Origin of the sequence: Empedobacter sp. UBA3239, assembly GCF_002362875.1 — a bacterium.
In the GTDB taxonomy this organism is placed as follows: domain Bacteria; phylum Bacteroidota; class Bacteroidia; order Flavobacteriales; family Weeksellaceae; genus Empedobacter; species Empedobacter falsenii_B.
This window is the reverse complement of the sequence record NZ_DEVJ01000049.1, coordinates 20598-46435: the sequence shown is the minus strand read 5'-3', so window position 1 is coordinate 46435 and position 25838 is coordinate 20598. Positions and strand designations below refer to the sequence as shown.

The window sequence follows — 25838 nt, the reverse complement described above, 5'->3', positions numbered from 1 at the left end:
TTAAATTTTTATTCTTTATTATCGCCTTTTTCTAATTTTAGAGGAATATGTTGCAATACATTTTTTGTTAGCTCTTGGTATTCGTTTCGATTTTTATATAATTCGATTGCTGAAAAAATAGCTTCCTTAAATGATTCTTCGTTTGCAATTCCTTTTCCTGCGATGTCGTAAGCTACACCATGATCTGGCGAAGTTCGTACAAATTTTAATCCAGCTGTATAATTAACTCCTTCATCAAAACTAATTGTTTTGAAAGCAACCAATCCTTGATCGTGATACATGGCCAAAACAGCATCAAAAGCGTCTAAATTACTTGGATTGAAAAAACTATCTGCCGAATAAGGTCCAAAAACTAATTGATTTTCGTTAATGCAGCGCTCGATAACTGGCGAAATAATTTCTTTTTCTTCTGATCCTAACAGACCATTGTCACCTGCATGAGGATTAAGACCTAAAACTGCAATTTTTGGTTTTTCGATGGCGTAATCTTCAATCAAACTTTTATGAATTTGTTGAATTTTTGCATAAACAGATTTTGGATTAATTTGTTTTGCAACTTCGCTAATCGGAATATGTTGCGTTACTAAACCAACTCTCAATTTTTCTGAAACTAAGAACATCAAAGGTTTTCCTCCCCAAACTTCTCCTAAATATTCGGTATGACCTGGGAAATGAAATTCTTCGGACTGAATATTATCTTTATTAATTGGAGCCGTTACCAAAACATCTGTAAAACCATCTGAAACAGATTTTGCAGCCGCTTTTAATGATTGATAAGCGTGTTCACCAGCTTCTTTGGTTACTTTACCATAATGTACATCAATTTGATCTTTCCAAAGATTAACCACATTGATTTTTCCGTCTACAATTTGATTCGCATCTTGAATACCTTGAAAATTGATTCGGTCAAATTTTAAACGATCTTTTTGATACGATAATAATTTGGTTGAACCGAAAATAACAGGGGTAAAAAACTCTGTTATTTCTTTTTCTTGTAAGGTTTTTAAGATAACCTCAATTCCGATTCCGTTATAATCACCAATCGAGATGGCAACTCTAATTTTTCTATCTTTTTCAGACATAATGTTAATTTAATATGATTGGCTGGATGGTTTGTATTTTTTGAAAAATCTTTTGTAAATTAAATCTACAATTAAACCTCCAATCCATGATGAAAAGAATAAAACTGGACAGATCGCAATTTCGTACCAAGTTGGGTGATAAGGCGTGATAAGAACGTCGCCTAATGCAACGATTAACACAATAAATCCTACAAACATCGTGTAAGCTTGTTTAGCTCTTCTTACGATAAGAGCTGTTATAACACCACCAACTAAAGCTGCAATTCCACTAATTGCGAGCATTGATCCAAAAAATTGAACTTCGAATTTTTTCCCTTCTTGATGCGAAAAATATTTGATGATGTGTCTCCATTCCGGAAAAACTTTGTCGTCCCATCCTAATCTATCCGCGTTGTATATAAGACCAAATTGTATGATAGCATAGATAACAGCTAATCCTACTATTACAGCAATTGTGTTTCTTAATACAGTTTTGTCTTTTAGCATAATATTTTATTAGTCTGCAATGGCGATTACAGAAATTTCAACATTTACGTCGCGTGGTAAACGAGCAACTTCTACACATTCGCGTGCAGGATAATTTTCATCATTAAAATAAGAAGCATAAACTTCGTTAACTGCATTGAAATCATTCAAATCCTTAACGAAAATTGTTGTTTTTACAACTTGGTCAATTGTTGTTCCGCCAGCTTCTAAAATTGCAATTACATTTTTCATTACTTGATGAACTTCATCTTGAATACCTGTTGTAACCAATTCATTTTTTTCTACATTGAAAGGAATTTGTCCTGATGTGTAAATAAATCCGTTGCATTTTACACCTTGTGAATAAGGTCCAATTGCTTTTGGTGCTTTTTCTGTATGAACGATTTGTTTTTTCATATTAATATTTTTTTAGTAATTAAGTCTTGATCTATCGTTGTATTTTAAATCTTGTAAGATTGATGCTTTTATTCCGATAAAGAAATCATAACTTTTATATGTTCCCATTGGTGTCCAGTTGAATGATAAGGTAAAGCTTCGTAAATCTCTTTCAAAACCAAAACGTACATATGTAATTTCATTTTTGATGAAATCGTAAGTTGCATTTGCAGAAATTGCCCAATATGGTGTTGGCGAAATTTTACCATTCATTGCAATAGAACCTGTGCTACTTCCTTTTCGTTCTGTTCCTTTGCTATAATTATAACTTAAATTAGCTGTTAAACTCCAAGGAATAGCAAATTGCGCATAATTATCGCTGTCATAATAGAAATTTTCGTCACGAACTGTTCCACGCTTTTTATAGTTCTTGGCATCGAAACGTTTTCCACCAAATGTACTATTATCAAAAGTATAACCAGTTCCTAATGTCATATTCGAAATACGAAGATTTCCTAAGCCAAGTTCATCAATGTATTGAGCAACTTCATTTCCTTCAGCATTTATATAACGTTGAATTTTATATGGATTAACAGTTGATGAGAATTGTACATTTACTTTTCTGTCAAACAAAGATGTCATTCCATTAATACTAATTGGAGAAAGTTTAAATTCATCCGCAGAGAAATTATAAGATGAACTCAAACGTAAATATTCAAATATCTTTACTTTCTTGAAACCTTTCGAATCATTTGCTTCTTTTACTTTCATCTCTAAATTGTTCGAAATTCCAAAGTTTAATGAATTTGTCAAACCAGGAATTGATACACCATACAACATGTTTTGATATTGATTGTACCAAACTTCTTCTTGATTTTGGTTTTGATAAGCTTTGTAATATCCCCAAGATTGACTTTGGAAATCCGGCGTATAACTATAACCAATAGATGGTGTAATCACGTGCTGAATTCCTAAAATCTTAGCATCTTTATTTGGATTAAGATATAATCCATAAATATTAGTTGAAACAGAAGCATTGAAATTAAATGTTCGATATGAATTGAATCCTTTCAATGTTGTGTCCTCTATTTTTCCGTTAACAGAATTGTAGTTTTTAATCAAACGATTATCACCCCAAACTTCATTATAGTCAGAAGAAAGTGTTAATGGGAAATAATTAGCAAGTGTAATACCTGTCTGCAAACCAATTTTGTGATTCGCACCCATTCGCATTTGATCTTTCCACATTTTGTCCGTAAAGATGTCTTTGTCGTTGGTGTTAACTTCATTTCCAGCTTGCATACTATACGTTAAACCAAGATTCTGAATTAAACCTTCTTTTGGTATATTTTTCTTTGCAAATGGGAAAATACGAGACATCGTCAAGTTGAAACGAGGAAATGCAATGTTAATATCTCCAGTATTGTAATTTTGAGAGTGCGACATACTCAACTGAGCTGTTAGTGGAGCATTCTCAAAGTTTTTTGTTAAGTTAATAGATGAGTTAACGTTGTTTGTAAAAACTTGTCCAGTATTGATGTATTGATTTCGTACAGATTCACGGTAATATTTCGAACTCGAAAAGTTAACATTGGCATTGAATAACCAATATGGATTTGCTTTCGGATCTTGGCTATGTGACCACATAACACCAAACATACTTTGTTTAGAAAAGGCATTAGAACCTTCTGTAAGACCTTTGATACCAGTTAAGCGATTTTCTACATTCGCTGCAAGTCGACCATTGTATTTGTAACGTTTTTTATAGGTAGATTCGGCTCTAGCAGCCCAGCTACCTTTTGTGTAAACATCTCCCGAAAGTTTTAAATCAAAATTATCTCCAAATGGAACATAAAATCCTAAATCTTCGATAAAGAAACCAAGGTTTGTACGCTCACCTGGGCGAGGCATCAAAATACCTGCGGCACGTTTTGCACCCATCGCTGGGATGTAACCAAATGGTAATGCTAATGGTGTTGGTACGTCATAAATCCACATTTTGATAGGTCCAGTAATCAATGTTTTTTTACCATTTTTATCAATCATTTTTCCTTCTTTAGCACGAAGAAAATAATCTGGTCGAGTATCTTTTCCTTCCTTAAAATAAGTATCCGTAGTAAAATCGGCACGTTTTAGTAACATTACCGAATCGTTGACACGTTTCGCTTTATCTGCAATGATGATTCCATCTTCTTGCGTCATGCGAATGTTATATGCAATTCCAACTTTCGTTTTGAAGTTTACTTTGAAAGCATCTTGCAAAATTTCTTGTTGACCTTGTGTAAACTTTGTTTTTTCAACAATATTCCCAATAGAATCGCGCTTACCTTCGGCATATACATCACCTGTATCCCAATTTAGTTCAATATAATCTGCATCAATAGCCATATCGCCGTAAACTACATGTGCCTTACGCAAAAGGTAAGTCATACGTTTTTTACGATTATGTATTTCGTCCTCGGAATTGTGCTCTACCACAAACTCTAATTTCTCTTTTACAGGTATAATAGTATCTAATTTTACAGAATCAGAAACTATCTTAGAGTGATCTTTATCGTTATTATTTTGCTTAACTTGTCCAAAAGAAACGGTGCAAACCATTACTGGACTAAAAAATAAAATCGATTTAATTGCCTTTGTAAACAAATTGAAAAACTTATTTTTTATAAATTGCGTCAAAATTAATCAAAAAAACAAACCTATAGTATGAGTTTAAAAATGATTAACATACAAAAGTATTTATTTTTTGCGATGATGATGGTATTTTCTACATTTTCATTTGCACAAAAAAAGCAAAATTTTGTAATTGTTATTGATGCTGGTCATGGTGGACATGATGCTGGAGCAAGGGGAGTCGCTGATTATGAAAAGAATATTACGTTAGATGTTTCGAAAAGATTGGCGGAATTAATTAAGAAAAATCACAAAGATGTTAAAGTTGTTTTAACACGTGACACAGATATTTTTTTAGAATTATGGGAACGTACACGAATTTCAAATGATAATCATGCGAATTTATTTGTCTCGATTCACTGTAATTCGGCTGATAACAAAAGTGCAACGGGAACAGAAACATTTGTAATGGGATTGAAGCGATCTAATGAAACAGATGAGGTTTCTAAACGTGAAAACTCGGTTGTGTTTTTAGAGAAAGATCAAGAACGTTACGAAAAATTTAATCCAAATAATCCAGAAGCGGTTATCGCTTTCGAGATTATGAATGCAGCTTACAAAGAACAATCTATTCGTTTTGCAGATTTGGTAGAAAAAGGTTTTGTGAATCGTGATTTCAGAAAAAGTAGAGGTGTTAAACAAGCAAACTTTCACGTGTTGAGAGGAAATGCTTCCCCATCTGTTTTGGTTGAGTTAGGATTTATTTCGAATTATGACGAAGGAACTTTTTTAGCATCTGATGAAGGAAAAGAAAAATCGACTAAAACAATTTATGAAGCATTCAAACAATTCAAAAAAGAATACGATCGTAGAAGTGGAGTAGAGGACGAGGACGAAAAACCTAAACCAGTTAAAAAAGTTGAAAAACCTGTAGAAGGAAAAAAATTGAAGGTAAGGGTAATGGAGTCTAAAATGAAATTTTCTTCAACTTCACCGCAATTAAGAGGTTTAACAGATTTAGATGTAATTCAGGAAGGTGATAATTACGTGTATTATTACGGAGAAACAGATTTACAATCTCGTGCAAATGATTTGTTGCAAACGGTAAAACGTAAAGGATTTTCTGGTGCAAAAATTGTAGAATTTGAAACGAATAAAAAATTAGAAGGTGGTAAAAATTATCGTGTTCAGTTTATGACATCAAATAAAAAATATAAAGACAAAGACGAAAAATTTAATGGATTGACAAATGTGTTGCGAGTAAAAGAAGGTGGACTTCAGAAATATTATTATGGCTCTGATAAAACAATGGAATCTGCTCAAAAAACATTGAAACAAGTACAAGACAAAGGTTTTAGAAACGCCTTTATCGTTACATTTAATGGTGAAGAACCAATGTAAACGTAATATAAAATGTTTCTTTACAAATTAAATTTTATTTTTGCATAAAATCATAACAAGTGAAGTTATCTAAAGAATTAAAAATAGGAGTTGTTACCATCTTAACCTTAGTAGGTTTTTTCATGCTATTCAATTTCTTAAAAGGTCAAAATATTTTTTCATCAGGACGTTTGTTTACAGTGAAATACGAAAATGTAAGCGGATTAGCTCCTTCTAAACCTGTTTCTGTAAACGGTTTGAGAGTTGGTCAGGTGAAAGAAATTAAAATTATAGATACTGCAAAACCTATCTATTTTGAAGTCGTGATTTCTGTCGAAAAAGATATTCAATTTTCAAAAAAAACAATTGCAGAAATTTACGAACCAGGAATTATGTCTGGACCAGAAGTTAGACTTTTATTAGACTATGGACCAGATGTAGCAAAAGATGGTGATTATTTACAAGGTCGTATTGCAGGTGGAATGTTAGATGGTTTGACAAAACAATTAACGCCAACACAAGCAAAATTAGATAGTGTTTTATTAAGTTTTAATCAAACATTAGGAAGTGTAAATAATGTTTTGGATCCGTCAACTCAACAAGATATTAAAGCAATGTTGAGAAATTTGAATCATACAATTGATTCGTTCGACAAAACAGCGCAATCGTTGACTGCAACATCAAATAGTGCAAATAATTTGATCAAAACAAACGAAAAGACATTGAACACAACGCTTAACAATGCAAGTGCTACAATGGCTTCTGCAAAAGCTACAGTTGACAAATTTGGAAAAACTGCGGATAAATTAAACGCGTTAGAATTGGATCAAGTGATTAAGAATTTCGAAAATGCATCTAAAAACTTAAATAAATTGTTAGAAGATATGAACAATGGAAAAGGTTCTTTAGGAAAATTAGCAAAAGACGAAACACTTGCTAACGAGCTTGAAGCAACAATCAAAAATATGAATGAATTCGTAACTGACTTAAAGAAAAACCCAAGTCGTTATGTTAATATTTCTGTTTTTGGTAAAAAGCAACCAGTTCAGCCATAAGATCAAAACTAAAATTAAATACTCAAAACTCATAAAAAGACTAATAAAAAATGATGAAGTACATTCCAAATGTAATCTTTCTTCTAATTATGATAGGAAGTATTTGGTTCTTTGCGCAAAACGTAAAGAAACTTATACGTAACATCAAATTAGGGAAAGAAATCGATCGTTTCGATCATCCTGCGGAAAGGTGGAAAACGATGGCTCGTGTGGCTTTAGGACAAGGTAAAATGATTGTTCGTCCTCTTGCTGGTATTCTGCATATCTTTGTTTATGTAGGATTTGTTTTAATCAATATCGAAGTATTAGAAATTATCATCGATGGTGTATTCGGAACACACCGTATTCTAAGTTTCTTAGGAGGTTTCTATAACGGAATGATTGGGTTTTTCGAAATTTTAGCCTTTTTGGTGATGGTTTCGTGTATCATTTTCTTCTGTAGAAGAAACTTTGTAAAAGTTGGGCGTTTCTGGAAACCAGAAATGAAAGGCTGGGCAAAAGACGATGCAAATTATATCCTAATTATGGAGGTTGCATTTATGTTGGCTTTATTTACAATGAATGGTGCAGATCAAGTGTTACAAAAAATGGGTGCACCTCATTATATCGAAACAGGATCTTTTCCAATTTCTTCTTGGTTAACAGCACCAATTATTAGTCAATTCAACGACATCACATTTATTACAATTATAGAAAGAGCAGCGTGGTGGTTTCACATCATCGGAATTTTCTTTTTCTTAAATTATTTATATTATTCAAAACATTTACACATCATTTTGGCTTTTCCAAACACATGGTTTTCTAAGTTAGAACCAAAAGGAGAATTCAATAATTTACAATCTGTAACAGATGAGGTAAAAATGATGATGGATCCAAATGCAGATCCTTACGCAGCTCCTGCTGAACCACAGGGGGAACCAGAAACATTTGGAGCAAAAGATATTTTTGATTTAAATCGAGTACAATTGCTTAATGCCTACACATGTACAGAATGTGGACGTTGTACATCTGAATGTCCAGCAAATTTGACAGGAAAAAAATTATCTCCACGTAAAATTATGATGGATACACGAGATCGTTTAGAAGAAGTAAGCAAAAATATCGATACAAATGGTAAGTTTGTTGATGATGGTAAAATGCTTGTTAACGATTATATTACACCAGAAGAATTATGGGCATGTACATCTTGTAATGCATGTACACAAGCTTGTCCAGTAAATATCGATCCTTTATCAATTATTGTTGATTTACGTCGTTATTTGGTAATGGAACAATCTGCTGCACCAAACGAGTTGAACATGATGATGACAAATGTCGAAAACAATGGAGCTCCTTGGCAATTTAACAATGCGGATAGATTGAATTGGGCAAACGATTAAAATTGTAAAATACAATTACTCATTCTCAAAGAACTATTAATTTTTGTACATAACACACAAACACAACACACATGGAAAATTTCTTAGAGGAAAAAATTGAAAACGGAGAAAGAGTAAGTCCTATTTTACCAGAAAATGTTAAAAATTATTTAATTGACATTGATGGAACAATTTGCGATGATATTCCAAACGAAGAACCAGAACGTATGCTAACAGCAGAATTATATCCAGATGCTTTAGAAACGTTAAACAAATGGTACGACGAAGGACATATTATCACATTTTTTACATCACGTACAGAAGAACATCGTGAGTACACAGAAATTTGGTTGAAAAAACATGGTTTCAAATACCATGGACTTTTAATGGGAAAACCTCGTGGAGGAAATTATCATTGGGTTGACAACCATTTAGTAAAAGCGACACGATACAATGGTAAATTTACAGATTTGGTTGAAAGAAATGTTTCGATTCAAGTTTTTGATGATGGAAAACATTAAACCAAATCCATTCAAATAACACAAAGACTACAAAAAAATATGTCAAATATTACAGTTAAAACAATGGCTCAATATATGGCCGAAGGCAAACAACCAGAAGTTTTGTTTTGGGTTGGTTGCGCCGGAAGTTTTGATGACAGAGCAAAAAAAATAACACGAGCATTCGTTAAAATTTTAAATAATATTGGCGTAGAATTCGCCGTTTTAGGAACAGAAGAATCGTGTACAGGTGATCCTGCAAAGCGTGCTGGTAACGAATTTGTTTTCCAAATGCAAGCTATGATGAATATTGAAGTTCTGAATGCTTACGAAGTGAAAAAAATCGTTACAACTTGTCCACATTGTTTCAATACGTTGAAAAATGAATATCCAAGTTTAGGTGGAGAGTATGAAGTTTTGCATCATTCTCAATATTTACAACAGTTAATTAACGAAGGTAAATTGAAATTAGAAGGTTCTGAAACATTCAAAGGAAGACGAATAACTTTCCACGATCCTTGTTATTTAGGTCGCGGTAACGATGTGTATGAAGCGCCTCGTGAATTAATCGAAAAATTAGATGCCGAATTAGTCGAAATGAAACGTTGCAAAACACGTGGATTATGTTGTGGTGCCGGTGGAGCGCAGATGTTCAAAGAACCGGAAAAAGGAAACAAAGACATCAATGTAGAACGTACAGAAGAGGCTTTAGAGAAAGAGCCACACATTATCGCAACAGGTTGTCCATTTTGTAATACAATGATGACTGACGGGGTAAAACACTTCGAAAAAGAATCAACGGTTATGGTAAAAGACTTAGCTGAATTGATTATGGAAGCGAAAGATTTATAATCAAATTTTTAAAAAATAATACTGATAAAAGCCATCTCATTGAGATGGCTTTTTCATTTTAACTCAAAACTTACAACTCATTACTCACTACTCAAAATTTCCGTATCTTTGAAACACAAATTTTAAACAAAGAGAAAATGAATTTAGCAGACGATTCAAGAATTTGGATTTTTCAAGCCAATCGTAAATTCTCAACAGAAGAAAAGCAAGCTATTACAGCTAAACTAAATACTTTTATAGCAGATTGGAATGCGCATGGCGCTGAACTTTTAGCTGATTTTGATTTACCTTACGATCAATTTATTGTAGTTGGTGTAGACGAAAATCAAGCGACAGCAAGTGGTTGTTCTATCGATAAATTAACGAAAATCGTACGCGAAATTGATGCAGATTATTCGTTTGATTTATTAAACAGAATGTTAGTTTCGTATGAAAATGAGCAAGAAGTTTTTATTGAAAAATTACCAATATTCAAACAAAAAGTAAAAGAAGGAGAAATCAAAAATGTAAAAGTTTTCAATAATGGAATTTCTTCTTTGAATGATTTTAAGCAAAATTGGTTATTACCGATTGAAGAAAGTTGGGCAAAAACATTATTAAATTAAACGTTTAAAATCCAAAAAATATTAAAGCCGAGTTTAGAAATAAGCTCGGTTTTATTTTTGATAAAAAATTGTTTAAAAAACACTATTTTTACGTAATAATAAATTAAAAATACTATGAAAAACAAAGGATGTCTTATTGGCGGAGTGATTCTTTTAGTTCTTGCAGGAATCGTTTTCTGGGGAATTGGAGTTTCGAATACGATTAAAACAACAGACCAAGGTGTACAAAAACAATGGTCGAATGTAGAAAATACATATCAAAAACGTTCAGATTTAGTTCCAAATTTAGTGAACACGGTAAAAGGTGCTGCGAATATGGAAAAAGAAACGTTAACAGCTGTAATTGATGCACGTGCAAAAGCAACATCTAATCAAATCAAAATTGATGATGCTTCTCAATTAACTCAAGAAAATATTGCGAAATTTCAACAAGCTCAAGATCAATTAGGATCTACATTAAGCCGTTTATTGGTTTCTGTTGAAAAATATCCGGATATTAAATTCAATCAAAACTTTACTTCTTTACAAGCAGAATTATCTTCTATCGAGCAAGAAGTTTTATTTGAGAGAAAAAAATACAACGATGCTGCAGAGAAATTCAATAACATGATTATAACTTTCCCTAACAGCTTAATCGCTGGTTTTACAGGTGCTACGAAAAAAGGTTATTTCAAAGCTGCTGCAGGATCTGAAAATGCTCCTAAAGTAGAATTCTAATCATTATGGGAAATAAGAAACATAAATTTCTTTCCTCAAAAGATGAAAAAAAAATAATCGAAGCCATCCAAAAAGCGGAGAAATATACAAGTGGGGAAATTCGAGTTCATATTGAATTCGAATCTTCTCCCAATCATTTTGATAAAGCTTTAGAGGTGTTTGAACGATTAGAAATGCACAAAACCAAAGATAGAAATGGTGTGTTGTTTCATGTTTCACCAACCGATCATAACTTTACAATTATTGGTGATAAAGGAATTGATCAAGTGACACCAGATGATTTTTGGGATGATATAAAAGAAGAGGTCATCAAGCATTTCAAAAAAGAACATTATGTAAAAGGGCTTTGTGAAGGAATAAAAAAAACAGGCAAAGCACTTAAAAAATATTTTCCTTATCAAGAGGATGATACAAACGAATTACCAGATGAAATTAGCTACAGTTAAATACTTTTTTCTAACTTTTTTTCTAACTATTTTAACCGTTTTTGGGCAAACGCCTAAAGAATTGGTTAATATCAAGCATCCACCCAAAAAACTTGTGCAAGATTATGCACATGTTTTTGATGCAATGCAATTGGATGAATTAGAACGAAAATTAGTAGCCTATGATGATTCAACATCTACTCAAATTTTGGTATTAACAGTGAAGTCTCTAGATGGTTATCCATTAGAAATGTTTGCAAATGATATTGGTGAAAAATGGAAAGTTGGTACACAAGGAAAAGATAATGGAGTTGTAATTGTTTTAAGTGAACAAGATCGTAAGATTACGATTAGAACAGGTTATGGAGCTCAAATTTATCTACCACCAAGTGTCAACAAATCGATTATTGACAATGTTATTATTCCGTATTTTAAACAAGGCGATTACGTTGGCGGAATAAATGCTGGAGTCAATTCTATTTTTCAAGCTTTTGCAGGAAAGTATAAGCAAGACAAACCAAAATCGCAAGAACCAGAAATGGATTGGGTTGCTCTTATATTTGCAATCGGTTTTTTCATCTTTATTTTTATTATTATATCGAAAGGTAAAGGTGGTAATAATGGCGGAAATGGTGGCAGACGAAGAAGTTTGTTAGATGATATTATCATTATGAACACAGGAAGTTCTGTTTTCGGTGGCGGAGGTTTCGGCTCAGGAGGAAGTTCTTGGGGTGGATCATCTAGCGGCGGAGGCTTTGGAGGCTTCGGAGGCGGAAGCTTCGGAGGTGGAGGTGCTTCTGGTAGTTGGTAGAAATACTATTTTGATTAAGGAATTTTAAAATTGTCACAAATATTGAAACTGATATTTTTTATTTAATTATTAATGAATTAGTAAAAGATAAATGGAAAATTATTTGTGAATATGATGATGAAATTTTTGATAAATCAATTGATTTCGACTTTTACAAATTAGCTAAAAATGAAAAAATAATTTTGTTTGCTTGGGACAACTGGTTTGAAGGAGAGATAAAAGCTGAAATTGAAATTCTAAAAGAGTTAGCTGTTCAATATAAGTTTGATTTAAACTTTAATGAAGCAAATTTTCTTCAAGATGAATATATTACAGAAAGAATGAAAAATCTTTTAAAATTTCACGAATAAACCCAAAAATCCGAACGAAACCGTTCGGATTTTTTTATGACTGAACATTATTCGTTAAATTCGTTTTCTAAATCAGTTTATGGAACTTCTCAATCATATTTACACCAATCAACGCAGCAATACAAACGATACGTCGGATGCGAGATCGGAATATCAGCGCGATTATGATCGTATTATTTTTTCGTCTGCCTTTCGTCGTTTGCAAAACAAAACACAAGTTTTTCCTTTGCCAGGAAGTGTTTTTGTCCACAATCGATTGACGCATTCGTTAGAAGTTTCATCTGTTGGGCGTTCGATGGGAAATTTGGTTGGAAAGTTTATTTCCGAAAATTATAAATTAACAAAGGAGTCGCAGGAGTTTTATAAGTATAGTATTCACGATGTGATTTCAGCGGCATGTTTATGCCACGATATCGGAAATCCAGCTTTTGGACATTCTGGTGAAGATGCGATAGCTTCTTATTTTGATCGTCATGAAGCTGATTTGAAACAATATTTTACTGAAGCAGAATGGGCTGATTTAATCAATTTTGAAGGAAACGCAAATGCAATTCGAATTTTAACGCAACAACAAAACGGAAAATCGGAAGGTGGTTTACGTTTGACGTATTCAACATTGGCTGCGATTGCAAAATATCCATGTGAATCGGTTGCAAAAGATAAAAGTCAATTGCATCGCAAGAAATTTGGATTTTTTCAGGCGCAAAAGGAAGCTTTCCGAACAATTGCTGAAAAAACGAATATGATTTTGGAACAAGATTCACCAATTATTTACAAGCGACATCCGTTTGTGTGGTTGGTAGAGGCAGCTGACGATATTTGTTATTCGATTATCGACGTTGAAGATTCGCAACGTTTAGGAATTATTGATCATGATAAATGCCGAAAATTATTCTTGAATTTAGTAGAATCTTTAGATCCATCTCAAATTGATAAAACAAAAAATACATTAAAATCAATTTCAGATAAAAATGATCGAATAGCCTATTTACGTGCCAAATCAATTAATTTACTGACGCAAAAATCGGTTGAAGTTTATCAATATAATTTTGATCAAATTGTAAAAGGAGAATTTAAAACGGCGTTATTAGATGTGATTAAAAATGAAACGGAACAAGTAACGAAACGAGTTTTAGACGAAATTCAACGTTTTTCGATTGAAAATATTTATAATCATCGTTCTGTTCTCGAAATTGAAAATGCAGGTTATAATGTAATGTCAGAATTGCTTTCGCAATTTATTCCTCCAATTTTAAAAGACGAAAAAGAACGCAAAACGTTTGAGAAAAAAGCCTTGCGTTTAGTTCCTGCTCAGTTTTTATATGAGAAAGGAACAAAGTATCAAAAGGTAATGGGAATTTTGGATTATGTTTCGGGAATGACTGATAATTACGCAACAGAATTATATCGTCGTATCAAAGGAATCGAAATTGGAATGACGATTTAAGTATGAAGTTAGAAATTGTCATGCTGAACTCGTTTCAGTATCTCATCAAAAATTAGCGAATTTGTTATTCCGACGAATGGAGGAATCTATAGATTCTTCATTTCGCTGAAGCTATATTCAGAATAACAAAAAGTAATGAATTCTACGTTTCGTAAACCAGATAACTAATTTCTAGTTTCGAATAACGAATAACTAAATAACATCACACAATAATGAAAAATGTAACAATACGAGAAGCAAGAAAAGAAGATTGTCCTCGAATTTTAGAGTTAATTCACGAATTAGCTTTATACGAAAAAGCACCAGACGAAGTAACGGTAACCTTAGAAGAAATGGAAGAATGCGGGTTTGGAGATAAACCTGTTTGGGGTTCTTTGGTTGCAGAAGTGGACGGAAATGTAGAAGGAATTGCGTTGCATTACGATCGCTATTCGACTTGGAAAGGACGCAGATTATATTTGGAGGATTTGATCGTAACCGAAAAAATGCGCGGTTCTGGAATTGGTAAATTATTATTGGATGAATTAATTGTTTATGGAAAAGCAAATGATTACCACGGAATGGTTTGGCAAGTGTTGGATTGGAACGAACCTGCAATTAATTTCTACAAAAAATATAACGCCGATTTTGATCCAGAATGGATTAATGTTTCAGTGAATTTTTAAACAATAAAAAAGACTCAAATCATATGATTTGAGTCTTTTTTATTTTGCTTACCGCTTTCCGTTATTTCATAAAACCTTCATACCATTTCCATAAAATAATTCCTGTACAAACCGAAACATTTAATGAATGTTTAGTTCCAGATTGTGGAATTTCGATACATGTATCACATTGGTTTATAATTGATTGTTGAACACCATCTACTTCATTTCCCATTACAATAGCATATTTCTGAGATTGGTCAACTTCAAATTCATTCAACAAAACAGAACCTTCCGTTTGTTCAATCGTTACAATTTGATAACCATCTTCTTTTAATTTAGCAACCAATTCATTCGAATCTTTCACATATTCCCAATCAACAGAATTTTCTGCACCAATGGCCGTTTTATGAATTTCTTTATGAGGTGGAGTTGCTGTAATTCCACACAAATAAATTTTATCAATTAAAAATGCATCCGAAGTTCTAAAAACTGCACCAACATTGTGCATACTTCTCACATTATCCAACACCACAACAATCGGGTGTTTTTCAATAGCTTTATATTCTTCCGCAGAAACGCGACCTAATTCGTCTAATTTTAGTTTTCTCATCACTTCGTTTTTAACTAACTTAGCTGTTCAAAATTTATAATAATTTGACAAAAGTAGTAAAGAATAAGGAAACTCCTCTAATGAAACAATATAACACCATCAAGGCGAAATATCCTGATGCGATGTTGTTGTTCCGTGTGGGAGATTTTTACGAAACATTTGGAGAAGATGCTGTGCGAGCTTCTCGCATTTTAGATATAGTTTTAACAAAACGCGCCAATGGTTCTGATAATAGTGCTTTGGCAGGGTTTCCTCATCATAGTTTGAATACTTATTTACCGAAATTGGTGAAAGCTGGTTTGCGTGTTGCAATTTGCGATCAGCTCGAAGATCCAAAAATGGTAAAAGGTATCGTAAAACGTGGTGTTACAGAATTGGTGACGCCTGGTGTTGCGTTGCAAGATGAGGTTTTATCGTCGAAATCGAATAACTTTTTGATGGCTGTTCATCAAGGTGATAAAGCTTTTGGAATTGCGTTGTTAGATGTTTCGACGGGAGAATTTTTAGTTTCTGAAGGACATGAAGATCAAGTGGCAAAGATTATTCAATCGTTTCGACCAAGTGAAGTGATTTACCAAAAACGTGTTAAATATAATTTTTCTGATGTCAAAAGTAAATTTTTGTTGGATGATTGGGCTTTTCAATATGATTTTGCAATTGATAAATTAACCAATCTTTTCAAAACAAAGAATTTAAAAGGTTTTGGAATCGAAGATTTAAAAGATGGAATTATCTCTGCTGGTGCTATTTTAGCTTATTTGGATGATACGCATCATTTCGAAATTCAGCATCTAACATCTATTCAGCGTCTTAATCAAGATAGTTTTGTGTGGATGGATCCATTTACGATTCGCAATCTCGAATTGGTTTATTCTCCACACCCAAAAGGTGTTACGTTATTAAATGTTTTAGATGATACCAAAACTCCGATGGGTGCTCGTTTATTGAATCGTTGGATGGTGATGGTATTGAAAGATTTGAAATCAATTCAACGTCGTCAAAATATTGTCGAATACTTCTACAAATTTGGAGATTTACGTTACGATTTGCGAGAAAAATTAGGTCAGTTAACCGATTTAGAACGTTTGGCTGGAAAAGTTTCGACAGGTAAAATTACACCTCGTCAATTGCAACAATTAGCACAAAGTTTGAAAATTTCGGAAGAAATAAAAGAAGTTGCTGAACAATCAAATATCAAAGAAGTTGCAGACTTATTTTCTCGAATCGAACCAATTGATGATTTAACGCAAAAGATTTTTGATACACTTTCTGATGAACCACCACATCAAATTGTAAAAGGAAATGTGATTAGAGAGGGTGTTTCTGATGAGTTAGATCGATTGAGAAAGATTCAGTTTTCTGGGAAAGATTATTTGGATCAAATGTGTCAACGTGAAACAGAGCGAACTGGAATTTCGTCCTTGAAAATTGCATTCAATAATGTGTTTGGTTATTATATCGAAGTTCGAAATACACACAAAGATAAAGTGCCAGAAGAATGGATTCGTAAACAAACTTTGGTGAATGCAGAGCGTTATATTACTGAAGAATTAAAAGAGTACGAAACGCAGATTCTTGGAGCAGAAGAAAAAATTCTTGCAATAGAAAATCAATTATTTATTGAATTGTTACAAGAAATTATCACTAAACTTTTACCGATTCAACAAACAGCAAAAGCAATTGCATTTTTGGATGTTTTGTCAACTTTTGCAGAAATAGCAGAGAAAAATATTTACACAAAACCTTCTCTTAATGATGGTTTTGAACTAAATATAAAAGAAGGTCGTCATGCTGTGATTGAGCAACAATTACCAATTGGTGAACAATATGTGTCGAATAATGTTGAGTTAAATTCGGATCATCAGCAAATTATTATGATTACGGGACCAAATATGTCTGGTAAATCGGCACTTTTACGTCAAACTGCTTTGATTGTTTTGATGGCGCAAATGGGAAGTTTTGTTCCAGCTCAAGCAGCCGAATTAGGAATTATTGACAAAGTTTTTACTCGAGTTGGTGCTTCAGACAACATTTCTTCAGGGGAATCGACATTTATGGTCGAAATGAATGAGACAGCAAGTATTCTAAATAATATTTCGGAACGAAGTTTGATTTTATTGGATGAAATTGGTCGAGGGACTTCAACGTATGATGGAATTTCAATTGCCTGGGCAATTGCAGAATTTCTACATCAGAGTGCCTTGAAACCAAAAACATTGTTTGCTACACATTATCATGAATTGAATGAAATGTCAAAATCAATGGAACGCATCAAAAATTTTAATGTAAGTATCAAAGAAACAAAAGATACAATATTATTTTTGAGAAAATTAGTTCCAGGAGGAAGTGAGCACAGTTTTGGTATACATGTTGCTAAAATGGCTGGGATGCCAAAGCGAGTGGTGGACAGGGCAAATGATGTGTTGAAAGTTTTGGAAGCGACGAAAACAGATGAAGGAATCTCGAATAAAACGGAGAAAATAACGCAAGATAATATGCAATTAAGTTTCTTTCAGTTAGATGATCCTATTTTAGAATCGATTCGTGAAGAAATTCTGAACACAGATATCAATACGTTAACACCTGTTGAAGCATTGATGAAATTGAATGAAATAAAAAAGAAACTCGGTAAATAAACTTAAAAATATGAAAAAAATAATTTTAACCGTTGCAGGAGCTTTAGTCTTAGCTTCTTGTGCTACAAACCCAGTTACAGGACGTAAATCATTGTCATTAGTATCAAACGCAGATTTATTTCCTACAGCCTACAATCAGTATTCTCAAGTTCTTAAACAAGGTAAAGTGATTACTGGTACTGCCGATGCTAAAATGGTGCAAACAGTAGGGGAACGTTTAAAATATGCCGCTGAAAAATATTATCAAGAAAAAGGAATATCTTCTCAATTACAAGGTTATCAATGGCAATTTACGTTGTTGAATGCAAACGAAGTAAATGCGTGGTGTATGCCTGGAGGTAAAGTTGCAGTTTATTCAGGTATTTTGCCTGTTACCAAAGATGCAACGGGATTGGCCGTTGTTTTAGGTCATGAAATTGGTCACGCTTTGGCTGGTCATAGTGCGGAGCAAGTTTCTCAGCAAATGGCAGCACAAGGTTTAGGACAAATTGTAGGTGGATCGATTGGAAATGCAGAATATGCAAAAGTTTTTGAACAATTATATCCTGTAGGTGCACAAGTTGGTTTACTAAACTATTCTCGTAAAATGGAATTAGATGCTGATGTTACAGGATTGTATTTAATGGCGATGGCGGGTAATGATCCTTCTCAAGCAATTCCTTTTTGGGAACGTATGGCGGCGAAAAGTGGAAATGCAGGAGTTTCAGAATTCTTGAGTACTCACCCTTCGGATGCGACGCGTATGGCTAAAATAAAGGAAGCCTTACCAACTGCTTTAGCATATTACAATGCAAGTCCGTATAAAGGAATAGAATAGTTTTTATTCATTTGTAAAATATAAGCGAGTTAATTTGATAAATTGATTCGCTTTTTTTATATTTAGTATTCAAAACCACAATTAAAATTAAAATGATTAACAATTTTAGAATCAATTCGTTTTCTGAATATAAGAAAGCGTATAAAAAAAGTGTCGAGGAGCCTGAAAAATTTTGGGATAAAATTGCTGGAAACTTCGTTTGGCAAAAGAAATGGGACAAAACACTTGAATATAATTTTGAACAAGCAGATTTTAAATGGTTTCAAGGTGGACAACTAAATATTACCGAAAATGTTTTGGATCGTCATTTGGAAAAAAATGGAAACAAAACAGCTTTAATTTGGGAACCAAATAATCCTTTAGAGGAATCTAGAATTATTACATATCGTCAATTGCATTCAAAAGTTTGCCAATTTGCGAATGTCTTAAAAAATAATGGCGTACAAAAAGGAGATCGTGTGTGTATTTATATGCCAATGATTCCAGAATTAGCCATCGCGATGTTAGCTTGTGCTCGTATTGGCGCGGTACATTCTATTGTTTTTGCAGGATTTTCTTCTGCTGCAATTGCCTCTCGTATCAACGATGCGCAATGTAAGGTTTTGGTGACAGCAAACGAAGTTTTTCGTGGAACGAAATCAATTAACTTAAAAGCAATTTGTGATGAAGCCTTAAAAGATTGTGCTTCTATTCAGTCGTGTATTGTTTATCGACGTGCTATCGAGCCTACTTCTATGGTTGGTGGACGTGATAAATTTTGGATTGATGAAATGCATAAGGTAGACGATAATTGTCCTGCGGAAATTATGGATGCCGAAGATCCTTTGTTTATTTTGTATACTTCTGGTTCTACAGGAAAACCAAAAGGAATGGTGCATACATGTGGTGGATATATGGTGGAAACGGCTTATTCGTTCGATAATATTTTTCAAATGGAGCACAACGATATTTATTGGTGTACAGCAGATATCGGTTGGATTACAGGACATAGTTACATTATTTATGGACCTTTGGCTTGTGGAGCAACTTCAGTAATGTTCGAAGGAATTCCAAGTTTTCCTGATTTTGGACGTTTTTGGGAAATTGTCGAAAAATTAAAAGTGACACATTTCTATACAGCTCCAACAGCAATTCGTTCGTTAGCTCGTGAATCCTTAGATTATGTCGAGAAATATGATTTATCAAGTCTTAAAGTTTTAGGATCAGTTGGTGAACCAATTAACGAGGAAGCTTGGCACTGGTTTAATGATTATATTGGAAAAGGAAATTGTCCAATTGTAGATACATGGTGGCAAACAGAAACGGGATCTATTTTGATTTCGCCATTAGCAGGAATTACGCCGCTTCGTCCAACGTTTGCAACATTACCGCTTCCAGGAATTCAGCCAGTTTTAATGGATGAACATGGAAAAGAAGTAGAAGCAGTAAATGAAAAAGCAGAAGGACGTTTAGCAATTAAATTTCCTTGGCCATCTATGGCTCGTACTATTTATGGTAATCATAAACGCTATGTAGAAACCTATTTTTCAACATTTCCGGGATATTATTTTACAGGAGATGGAGCGTATCGTGATGTAATGGAAAATTATCGAATTACAGGACGTGTAGATGATGTAGTGATTGTTTCTGGACACAATTTAGGAACTGCACCAATAGAAAATGCGATAAATGAACACGAAGCTGTAGCAGAAAGCGCGGTTGTTGGTTATCCTCATGATATCAAAGGAAATGCATTGTATGCTTATGTGATTTTGCAAGATGGAGTACAAGGTTCACCAGAACTTGAAGCAGAAATAAAAAATGGAGTTTCTAAATTAATTGGAGCAATTGCAAAGCCAGATAAAATACAGTTTGTTTCAGGTTTACCAAAAACGCGAAGCGGAAAAATTATGCGTCGTATTTTAAGAAAAATAGCAAGCAACGAAACTGATTTTGGCGATACATCAACATTATTAGATCCAGATGTTGTAACTGTTATTCAGAAAGGAAAAGTTTAAAGTAAGGCTGAGGTTAAGATTTAGTCTAAGCTTATCAAAATAATTTTCAAAACAAAAAGCATTACCCAAAAAGTAATGCTTTTTTGGTTTGATTATTTTGGATAAATTTTCTCTTCTAAATTTCCTTTATATAGCCGATATTCAATGCATTTTTTGTAATTTTGTTGACTTTTTAAAGGTATGATAAAAATTTCACCAGTTTTAGAATCGTATTTAGATCATCATGTGGATCAAGAACCTGAAATCTTGAGCCGTTTACGTGTTGAAACTTATCAATGTACAACGCAGCCACACATGATTTCGGGAGAATATCAAGGTCGTTTGTTAAGTATTTTGTCAAAGATTTTAGCCCCAAAAACTATTTTAGAGTTAGGAACTTTTACAGGTTACGCAACATTGTGTTTGGCAGAAGGTTTGATTGCTGATGGAAAAATCATTACGATGGATAAAAATGATGAATTGGAATATTTGTGCAGAAAATATTTTGATGAATCTGAATTTGCTTCAAAAATTGATTTTAGAATCAATGATGCACGCGAAGAATTAGAAACTATCGAGAAAAATTCTGTAGATTTAGCTTTTATTGATGCTGATAAAGAGAGTTATCCTTATTATTTTGAAAAAGTTTTAGAACTTTTACGTCCAGGAGGAACCATGTTAGTTGACAATGTTTTGTGGTACGGAAAAGTAATGATGGAAGAGGAAGATAAAAAAGATCCTTCGACAAAAATTTTGAAAGAATTTAATGAAATGGTAACGAAAGACAAACGAGTAGAGTCGATAATTTTACCAATTCGTGACGGAATTACGTTAATTCGAAAAAAATAATGAAGTACGCCATTTGTCAAGTAAGTGTTGCGCCATTGCGCTACGAAGCAAGAGATTCATCAGAAATGGTGAGTCAGGTTTTGTTTGGAGAAAAGTTGATTATTTTAGAAGAATTAGAAAAATGGACTAAAGTTCAGTTAGCTTTTGATGGTTACGAAGGTTGGCTAGATCCAAAACAAATTGTAGAAATTTCGGAAGAAGAATATAATAAAGATTCGATCGAGAAATTTGCAATTAATCCGTATAATCATGCGATGGAAAATGGCTTGCCAATGACGTTGACAATTGGAGCTGAGGTTCGTACTTTGAATGAAAGTAAAATCAAAATTGGTCCAAAATGTTTTGAATATTTTGGGGTATATACGTCTGGTAAAAAATCAAAAGATCAATTGGTAGAAATTGCAAAAGCCTATCTAAATGTACCTTATTTGTGGGGAGGAAAATCTTCGTTCGGTATTGATTGTTCTGGTTTAACGCAACAAGTGTACAAAATAGGTGGCTATAAAATTCCAAGAGATGCTTATCAACAAGCGGAAATGGGTGAAGTTTTGAGTTTTGTAGAAGAAGCAGAACCAGGTGATTTAGCTTTTTTTGATAATGCAGAAGGTCTAATTATTCATGTCGGAATTATGTGTGGCAATGGAAAAATTTTGCACGCACACGGAAAAGTTAGAATTGATCCAATCGATACAAATGGAATTTTCAATACCGATTCTCAAAAATATTCGCATAAACTGCGATGCATTCGAAAATTAATTCCTTAATAATAGAGCAAAAATCATTTCGAAAGAAATGATTTTTTTGTTTTAATTGAAATCAAATCTAAATAGGATATAATCAAGTATTAAACTATTTTTTAATTGGATTTAGCTGTAACTTTAGTAAACACTAATCGATTGAAATAATGTCTATAAAAATTCCTGAAAATTTAAAAGGATTATCTGATTCTGAAGTCAAAAAAGCTCAACAACAATACGGAGATAATACAATAAAGGGTGAACAGAATTCTGCTTGGTATAGTTTATTATTTGATATTATAAAAGAACCAATGACGCTAATTTTGATTGCTGTATCAATTATTTATGTGTTGGTTGGTGATTCGGGTGAAGCTGCATTTATGTTTGTGGCTATTGTTGCTGTGACAGGAATTTCATTTTACCAAGATTCTCGTAATCAAAAAGCTCTGCAAGAGTTAGAAAAGTTGAACGAACCTTTGAGTTCAGTTATTCGTAATGGACAATTAGTTGAGATTCCAACACACGAAATTACAATTGGTGATTTGTGTGTGACGGAAGAAGGAAAGATGATTAATGCTGATGGAAATATTGTTCATAGCAATGATTTTTCGGTGAATGAATCTGCTTTAACAGGCGAAAGTATGTCAGTTTTTAAAGATATAGATCATTCAGAAATTTACAGTGGAACTTTGACAGTTTCTGGTTTGGCTATTTTTGAAGTGACAGCCATTGGAGCAGAAACGAAGTTGGGAAAAATAGGAATGTCAATTTTATCTATAAAAGAAGAAAAATCGCCTTTGCAATTGCAGATAGAAAAATTTGTGAAAGGAATGGCAATCATTGGAATTATTGTTTTTGCAATGGTTTGCGGATTCAATTATTTTCAAACAAATGACATTGTAAGTAGTTTATTAAACGGTTTGACTTTGGCAATGTCTATTTTACCCGAAGAAATACCAGTTGCATTTACTACATTTATGGCATTGGGTTCATGGAAATTATTACGCGAAGGAATTATTGTAAAAAAGAGTAGTGTTGTCGAAACTTTAGGAAGCACAACTGTTATTTGTAGTGATAAAACAGGCACAATTACCGAAAATTCGATGAAATTGAATGCAATTTATGATGCAAAAATGTGTACGGTTTTTGATGAAAATCAATTCAATGATGTTGAAATTTCTGAGATTATACAATATGCGATGTGGAGTAGTGAACCTGTTCCATTCGATCCAATGGAAAAAACGTTACACCGAGTTTACGAACAAACACAGGTTGATGAGCGCAATCAATATCAAATGTTTTTCGAATATCCTTTATCTGGGAAACCTCCCATGATGACGCATTGTTTTAAAAATAATGAAAATCAACGAATAATCGCAGCCAAAGGTGCTCCAGAAGCAATTCTGAATGTTTCAAAATTATCAGAGGAAGAAAAAAATCAATTAAAAAAAGTCATTGATGATTTTGGATTAAAAGGTTTTCGACTTTTGGGTGTTGCTAAATCTAATTTTGAAGAGGATATTTTTCCAAAAATTCAACAAGATTTACCATTCGAGTTTTTAGGATTTGTAGTTTTTTATGATCCTCCTAAAAAAGGAATTAATACAGTGTTTCAACAGATTTATGATGCGGGAATTAAAGTAAAAGTGATTACGGGTGATAATGCCGAAACAACAAAAAGTATTGCTGAACAAGCTGGAATTTTACATGTAGAAAATAGTATTACAGGAAGTGAAATTACACAACTTTCCGAAAAAGAATTATTAAAAGAAGCTCGTGATAAAGTGTTGTTTGCGCGTATGTTTCCCGAAGCGAAATTGGCTGTAGTAAAAGCGTTGAAAGAAGATGGAGATGTTGTGGCAATGTTGGGTGATGGCGTTAATGATGGACCAGCCTTGAAAGCGGCTCATATCGGAGTGGCAATGGGTGAAAAGGGAACAGAAATAGCGAAACAAGCTGCACAATTGATTTTGACGAATGATGATTTAGGTAAATTAGTTGTTGGAATTGCGGCAGGAAGACGTATTTATACGAATCTCAAAAAAGCTGTTCAATATATTATCTCTATCCATATTCCGATTATTTTAATTGTTTCGCTTCCATTATTTTTAGGTTGGGCTTTTCCACAAATTTTTACGCCAGTTCACGTTATTTTCTTAGAATTGGTTATGGGACCAACATGTTCTATTGTGTATGAAAATGAACCATTGGAAAAAGATTCGATGAAAAGAAAACCTCGTCCAATGACCGAAACTTTCTTGAATTGGAAAGAGCTTTCGACGAGTATTATTCAAGGAATTATAATCACATTAGGATTGTTGTTTGTATATCAATATACTTATCAACTTGGAGGAAATGAAGAGAAAACACGTGCAATGGTTTTTACAACGTTAATTTTCTCGAATGTTTGGTTGAGTTTAACCAATCGCTCATTTTATTATAGTTTATGGTCAAGTTTTCGAAATAAAAATAATTTAATGGTCTATGTGACAGTTTTGACATTAGTAATACTCTTCGCTATATTATATATACAACCAATTTCTTTGTTTTTTAAAGTGACTTCATTAAATCTAAATGAATTAGGGATCACGATGCTTGTAGCAATGCTTTCTGTACTTTGGTTCGAAGTATATAAATGGATAAAACGAAGAAGAAAAATTGAATAAAATAGTGATTTTTAGGTTTATTTATTCGTTACAACGAATAAATAAACTCAATAGTTTTAGCTAAAGTCGGCGTTCTATTTTCTTTATATGGTGTATGTTTTGCATCAGGAACGATAAAACTTTCTTTTCGTCCTTTTACATTATTTATAATTCCATCAACTTGTTCTAAACTCCCAAATTCATCATCAATTCCTTGAATAACTAAAGTCGGACATTCGATATTTTTTAATTCTTCGCGAATGTCAAAATCAATAAAATCTGGACGTAACCAAGTTTCTGTCCACATTTCGAAAACCTTCTGCGTCTTATCGCCGTGATACTTTGTCAAACGTTCTTTCAAATTAGTTTCAGTGTAAGCGATTTTTGCTTCTCTGATTCCTTGCAATGAAATTTCTTCCACAATAATATGCGAACCAACTACAACAATTTCTCTTAAATTTTGATGATATTTCGCTGCGTAAAGCAATGTAATCGATCCGCCATCGCTATGTCCAAATAAAATAATGTCTTTGAAGTTGAAATGTTGAACCAAATCATTTAGAAAATCTGCTTCATCGTGCATATAAGTTAATTCGCGACGATCAATAGTAAAAGGCGACGATTTTCCATAACCTTTTCTATCGTAGATAAATAAATTACAATTCGTTTTTTCGGCAACTTCTTTTGGGAAATCTCTCCAAAGTTGCGTAGAACCTAAAGAATCGTGTAAGAAAATAAGTGTTGGTTTTGCTGGATTTATTTCGTGGTGATAATAATATATATTGGCGTTGTTGATTTCTAAACTATTTTGGCTTTCCATTTTTTGTTGTGATTTTTTCGAAAGTTAAAGATAACAAAAATGCCT

At 33.1% G+C, this 25838-nt stretch carries 24 protein-coding genes; 18 read left to right on the top strand and 6 right to left on the bottom strand.

The window, feature by feature from the left end; genetic code table 11:
- Positions 1 to 8 precede the first annotated feature (8 nt).
- From pdxA to B4G36_RS07065, 4 genes are read right to left on the bottom strand one after another with little or no spacing between them, the layout of a single operon-like run.
- Complete coding sequence (pdxA, locus tag B4G36_RS07080; protein WP_038332007.1) at positions 9 to 1082, bottom strand: 4-hydroxythreonine-4-phosphate dehydrogenase PdxA; 1074 nt, start codon at positions 1080 to 1082, stop codon at positions 9 to 11.
- A 9-nt stretch (positions 1083 to 1091) separates the two neighbouring features.
- The gene (locus B4G36_RS07075; RefSeq protein ID WP_291062979.1) at positions 1092 to 1568 is read right to left on the bottom strand and encodes a hypothetical protein; all 477 of its coding nucleotides are present in this window, start codon (positions 1566 to 1568) and stop codon (positions 1092 to 1094) included.
- Positions 1569 to 1577: 9 nt separating this feature from the next.
- On the bottom strand, positions 1578 to 1964 hold the full coding sequence (locus tag B4G36_RS07070) for a RidA family protein (RefSeq protein ID WP_291062977.1): 387 nt from the start codon (positions 1962 to 1964) through the stop codon (positions 1578 to 1580).
- A 12-nt stretch (positions 1965 to 1976) separates the two neighbouring features.
- Entirely contained in the window at positions 1977 to 4589 is a 2613-nt protein-coding gene (locus B4G36_RS07065; RefSeq protein WP_291062975.1) for a putative LPS assembly protein LptD, read from the bottom strand.
- Positions 4590 to 4661: 72 nt separating this feature from the next.
- Here B4G36_RS07065 and B4G36_RS07060 point away from each other — a divergent pair, with 72 nt between their 5' ends.
- The 12 genes from B4G36_RS07060 to B4G36_RS07005 all read left to right on the top strand — a co-directional run bounded on the left by B4G36_RS07060 (position 4662) and on the right by B4G36_RS07005 (position 14721).
- Positions 4662 to 5957, top strand: a complete 1296-nt coding sequence (locus B4G36_RS07060; RefSeq protein WP_291062972.1) for an N-acetylmuramoyl-L-alanine amidase family protein — start codon at positions 4662 to 4664, stop codon at positions 5955 to 5957.
- A 59-nt stretch (positions 5958 to 6016) separates the two neighbouring features.
- The gene (locus B4G36_RS07055; RefSeq protein ID WP_291062970.1) at positions 6017 to 6991 is read left to right on the top strand and encodes an MlaD family protein; all 975 of its coding nucleotides are present in this window, start codon (positions 6017 to 6019) and stop codon (positions 6989 to 6991) included.
- A gap of 53 nt (positions 6992 to 7044) precedes the next feature.
- A complete protein-coding gene (locus tag B4G36_RS07050) occupies positions 7045 to 8370 on the top strand; it encodes a (Fe-S)-binding protein (protein WP_291062968.1) in 1326 nt (441 codons plus the stop codon).
- 71 nt (positions 8371 to 8441) lie between these two features.
- The gene (locus tag B4G36_RS07045; RefSeq protein ID WP_291062967.1) at positions 8442 to 8870 is read left to right on the top strand and encodes an LNS2 domain-containing protein; all 429 of its coding nucleotides are present in this window, start codon (positions 8442 to 8444) and stop codon (positions 8868 to 8870) included.
- Between the two features lie 39 nt (positions 8871 to 8909).
- Positions 8910 to 9701, top strand: coding sequence for a (Fe-S)-binding protein (locus B4G36_RS07040; protein ID WP_038332021.1), 792 nt, complete (start codon positions 8910 to 8912; stop codon positions 9699 to 9701).
- Between the two features lie 137 nt (positions 9702 to 9838).
- Complete coding sequence (locus B4G36_RS07035) at positions 9839 to 10306, top strand: ABC transporter ATPase (protein ID WP_291062965.1); 468 nt, start codon at positions 9839 to 9841, stop codon at positions 10304 to 10306.
- A gap of 114 nt (positions 10307 to 10420) precedes the next feature.
- Entirely contained in the window at positions 10421 to 11023 is a 603-nt protein-coding gene (locus tag B4G36_RS07030) for a LemA family protein (RefSeq protein ID WP_291062963.1), read from the top strand.
- A gap of 5 nt (positions 11024 to 11028) precedes the next feature.
- Positions 11029 to 11469 carry a TPM domain-containing protein gene (locus tag B4G36_RS07025; protein WP_219033625.1) on the top strand — a complete coding sequence of 147 codons (441 nt, stop codon included), beginning with the start codon at positions 11029 to 11031 and terminating at the stop codon, positions 11467 to 11469.
- Positions 11450 to 12259, top strand: a complete 810-nt coding sequence (locus B4G36_RS07020) for a TPM domain-containing protein (protein WP_291062961.1) — start codon at positions 11450 to 11452, stop codon at positions 12257 to 12259. Before B4G36_RS07025 ends, B4G36_RS07020 begins: the two co-directional genes overlap by 20 nt.
- Positions 12260 to 12441: 182 nt before the next feature.
- A complete protein-coding gene (locus B4G36_RS07015; protein WP_291062959.1) occupies positions 12442 to 12609 on the top strand; it encodes a hypothetical protein in 168 nt (55 codons plus the stop codon).
- Between the two features lie 79 nt (positions 12610 to 12688).
- Positions 12689 to 14056 (top strand): dGTP triphosphohydrolase, encoded by a 1368-nt coding sequence (gene dgt, locus B4G36_RS07010; protein WP_291062957.1) that lies wholly within the window; start codon positions 12689 to 12691, stop codon positions 14054 to 14056.
- Between the two features lie 212 nt (positions 14057 to 14268).
- On the top strand, positions 14269 to 14721 hold the full coding sequence (locus B4G36_RS07005) for a GNAT family N-acetyltransferase (protein WP_221854342.1): 453 nt from the start codon (positions 14269 to 14271) through the stop codon (positions 14719 to 14721).
- Positions 14722 to 14782: 61 nt separating this feature from the next.
- On the opposite strand, the gene B4G36_RS07000 is transcribed toward B4G36_RS07005, so the two are convergent.
- The gene (locus B4G36_RS07000; RefSeq protein WP_291062954.1) at positions 14783 to 15313 is read right to left on the bottom strand and encodes an RNA methyltransferase; all 531 of its coding nucleotides are present in this window, start codon (positions 15311 to 15313) and stop codon (positions 14783 to 14785) included.
- Between the two features lie 80 nt (positions 15314 to 15393).
- On the opposite strand from B4G36_RS07000, the gene mutS reads away from it, so the two are divergent.
- The 6 genes from mutS to B4G36_RS06970 all read left to right on the top strand — a co-directional run bounded on the left by mutS (position 15394) and on the right by B4G36_RS06970 (position 24994).
- Positions 15394 to 17949 carry a DNA mismatch repair protein MutS gene (mutS, locus tag B4G36_RS06995; RefSeq protein WP_291062952.1) on the top strand — a complete coding sequence of 852 codons (2556 nt, stop codon included), beginning with the start codon at positions 15394 to 15396 and terminating at the stop codon, positions 17947 to 17949.
- Positions 17950 to 17959: 10 nt separating this feature from the next.
- Positions 17960 to 18766 (top strand): M48 family metallopeptidase, encoded by an 807-nt coding sequence (locus tag B4G36_RS06990; RefSeq protein ID WP_291062950.1) that lies wholly within the window; start codon positions 17960 to 17962, stop codon positions 18764 to 18766.
- Positions 18767 to 18858: 92 nt separating this feature from the next.
- On the top strand, positions 18859 to 20763 hold the full coding sequence (acs, locus tag B4G36_RS06985; RefSeq protein ID WP_286494673.1) for an acetate--CoA ligase: 1905 nt from the start codon (positions 18859 to 18861) through the stop codon (positions 20761 to 20763).
- Positions 20764 to 20943: 180 nt separating this feature from the next.
- Positions 20944 to 21591, top strand: coding sequence for an O-methyltransferase (locus B4G36_RS06980; protein WP_286494672.1), 648 nt, complete (start codon positions 20944 to 20946; stop codon positions 21589 to 21591).
- A complete protein-coding gene (locus tag B4G36_RS06975; protein ID WP_219033619.1) occupies positions 21591 to 22355 on the top strand; it encodes a C40 family peptidase in 765 nt (254 codons plus the stop codon). Before B4G36_RS06980 ends, B4G36_RS06975 begins: the two co-directional genes overlap by 1 nt.
- Positions 22356 to 22495: 140 nt before the next feature.
- The gene (locus B4G36_RS06970; protein ID WP_291062948.1) at positions 22496 to 24994 is read left to right on the top strand and encodes a cation-translocating P-type ATPase; all 2499 of its coding nucleotides are present in this window, start codon (positions 22496 to 22498) and stop codon (positions 24992 to 24994) included.
- 28 nt (positions 24995 to 25022) lie between these two features.
- On the opposite strand, the gene B4G36_RS06965 is transcribed toward B4G36_RS06970, so the two are convergent.
- Positions 25023 to 25793 (bottom strand): alpha/beta fold hydrolase, encoded by a 771-nt coding sequence (locus B4G36_RS06965; protein ID WP_291062946.1) that lies wholly within the window; start codon positions 25791 to 25793, stop codon positions 25023 to 25025.
- Between the last annotated feature and the right edge of the window lie 45 nt (positions 25794 to 25838).

Bases quoted from the DNA above. Each gene is read 5' to 3' on its own strand.
- B4G36_RS07060 (WP_291062972.1), top strand. From the start codon at position 4,662: ATGATTAACATACAAAAGTATTTATTTTTTGCGATGATGATGGTATTT.
- B4G36_RS06965 (WP_291062946.1), bottom strand. From the start codon at position 25,793: ATGGAAAGCCAAAATAGTTTAGAAATCAACAACGCCAATATATATTAT.
- B4G36_RS06980 (WP_286494672.1), top strand. From the start codon at position 20,944: ATGATAAAAATTTCACCAGTTTTAGAATCGTATTTAGATCATCATGTG.
- B4G36_RS06970 (WP_291062948.1), top strand. From the start codon at position 22,496: ATGTCTATAAAAATTCCTGAAAATTTAAAAGGATTATCTGATTCTGAA.
- B4G36_RS07050 (WP_291062968.1), top strand. From the start codon at position 7,045: ATGAAGTACATTCCAAATGTAATCTTTCTTCTAATTATGATAGGAAGT.
- B4G36_RS07070 (WP_291062977.1), bottom strand. From the start codon at position 1,964: ATGAAAAAACAAATCGTTCATACAGAAAAAGCACCAAAAGCAATTGGA.
- mutS (WP_291062952.1), top strand. From the start codon at position 15,394: ATGAAACAATATAACACCATCAAGGCGAAATATCCTGATGCGATGTTG.
- B4G36_RS07020 (WP_291062961.1), top strand. From the start codon at position 11,450: ATGAAATTAGCTACAGTTAAATACTTTTTTCTAACTTTTTTTCTAACT.
- pdxA (WP_038332007.1), bottom strand. From the start codon at position 1,082: ATGTCTGAAAAAGATAGAAAAATTAGAGTTGCCATCTCGATTGGTGAT.
- B4G36_RS07045 (WP_291062967.1), top strand. From the start codon at position 8,442: ATGGAAAATTTCTTAGAGGAAAAAATTGAAAACGGAGAAAGAGTAAGT.
- B4G36_RS07000 (WP_291062954.1), bottom strand. From the start codon at position 15,313: ATGAGAAAACTAAAATTAGACGAATTAGGTCGCGTTTCTGCGGAAGAA.
- B4G36_RS06975 (WP_219033619.1), top strand. From the start codon at position 21,591: ATGAAGTACGCCATTTGTCAAGTAAGTGTTGCGCCATTGCGCTACGAA.
- B4G36_RS07005 (WP_221854342.1), top strand. From the start codon at position 14,269: ATGAAAAATGTAACAATACGAGAAGCAAGAAAAGAAGATTGTCCTCGA.
- B4G36_RS06990 (WP_291062950.1), top strand. From the start codon at position 17,960: ATGAAAAAAATAATTTTAACCGTTGCAGGAGCTTTAGTCTTAGCTTCT.
- B4G36_RS07075 (WP_291062979.1), bottom strand. From the start codon at position 1,568: ATGCTAAAAGACAAAACTGTATTAAGAAACACAATTGCTGTAATAGTA.
- dgt (WP_291062957.1), top strand. From the start codon at position 12,689: ATGGAACTTCTCAATCATATTTACACCAATCAACGCAGCAATACAAAC.
- B4G36_RS07030 (WP_291062963.1), top strand. From the start codon at position 10,421: ATGAAAAACAAAGGATGTCTTATTGGCGGAGTGATTCTTTTAGTTCTT.
- acs (WP_286494673.1), top strand. From the start codon at position 18,859: ATGATTAACAATTTTAGAATCAATTCGTTTTCTGAATATAAGAAAGCG.
- B4G36_RS07025 (WP_219033625.1), top strand. From the start codon at position 11,029: ATGGGAAATAAGAAACATAAATTTCTTTCCTCAAAAGATGAAAAAAAA.
- B4G36_RS07035 (WP_291062965.1), top strand. From the start codon at position 9,839: ATGAATTTAGCAGACGATTCAAGAATTTGGATTTTTCAAGCCAATCGT.
- B4G36_RS07040 (WP_038332021.1), top strand. From the start codon at position 8,910: ATGTCAAATATTACAGTTAAAACAATGGCTCAATATATGGCCGAAGGC.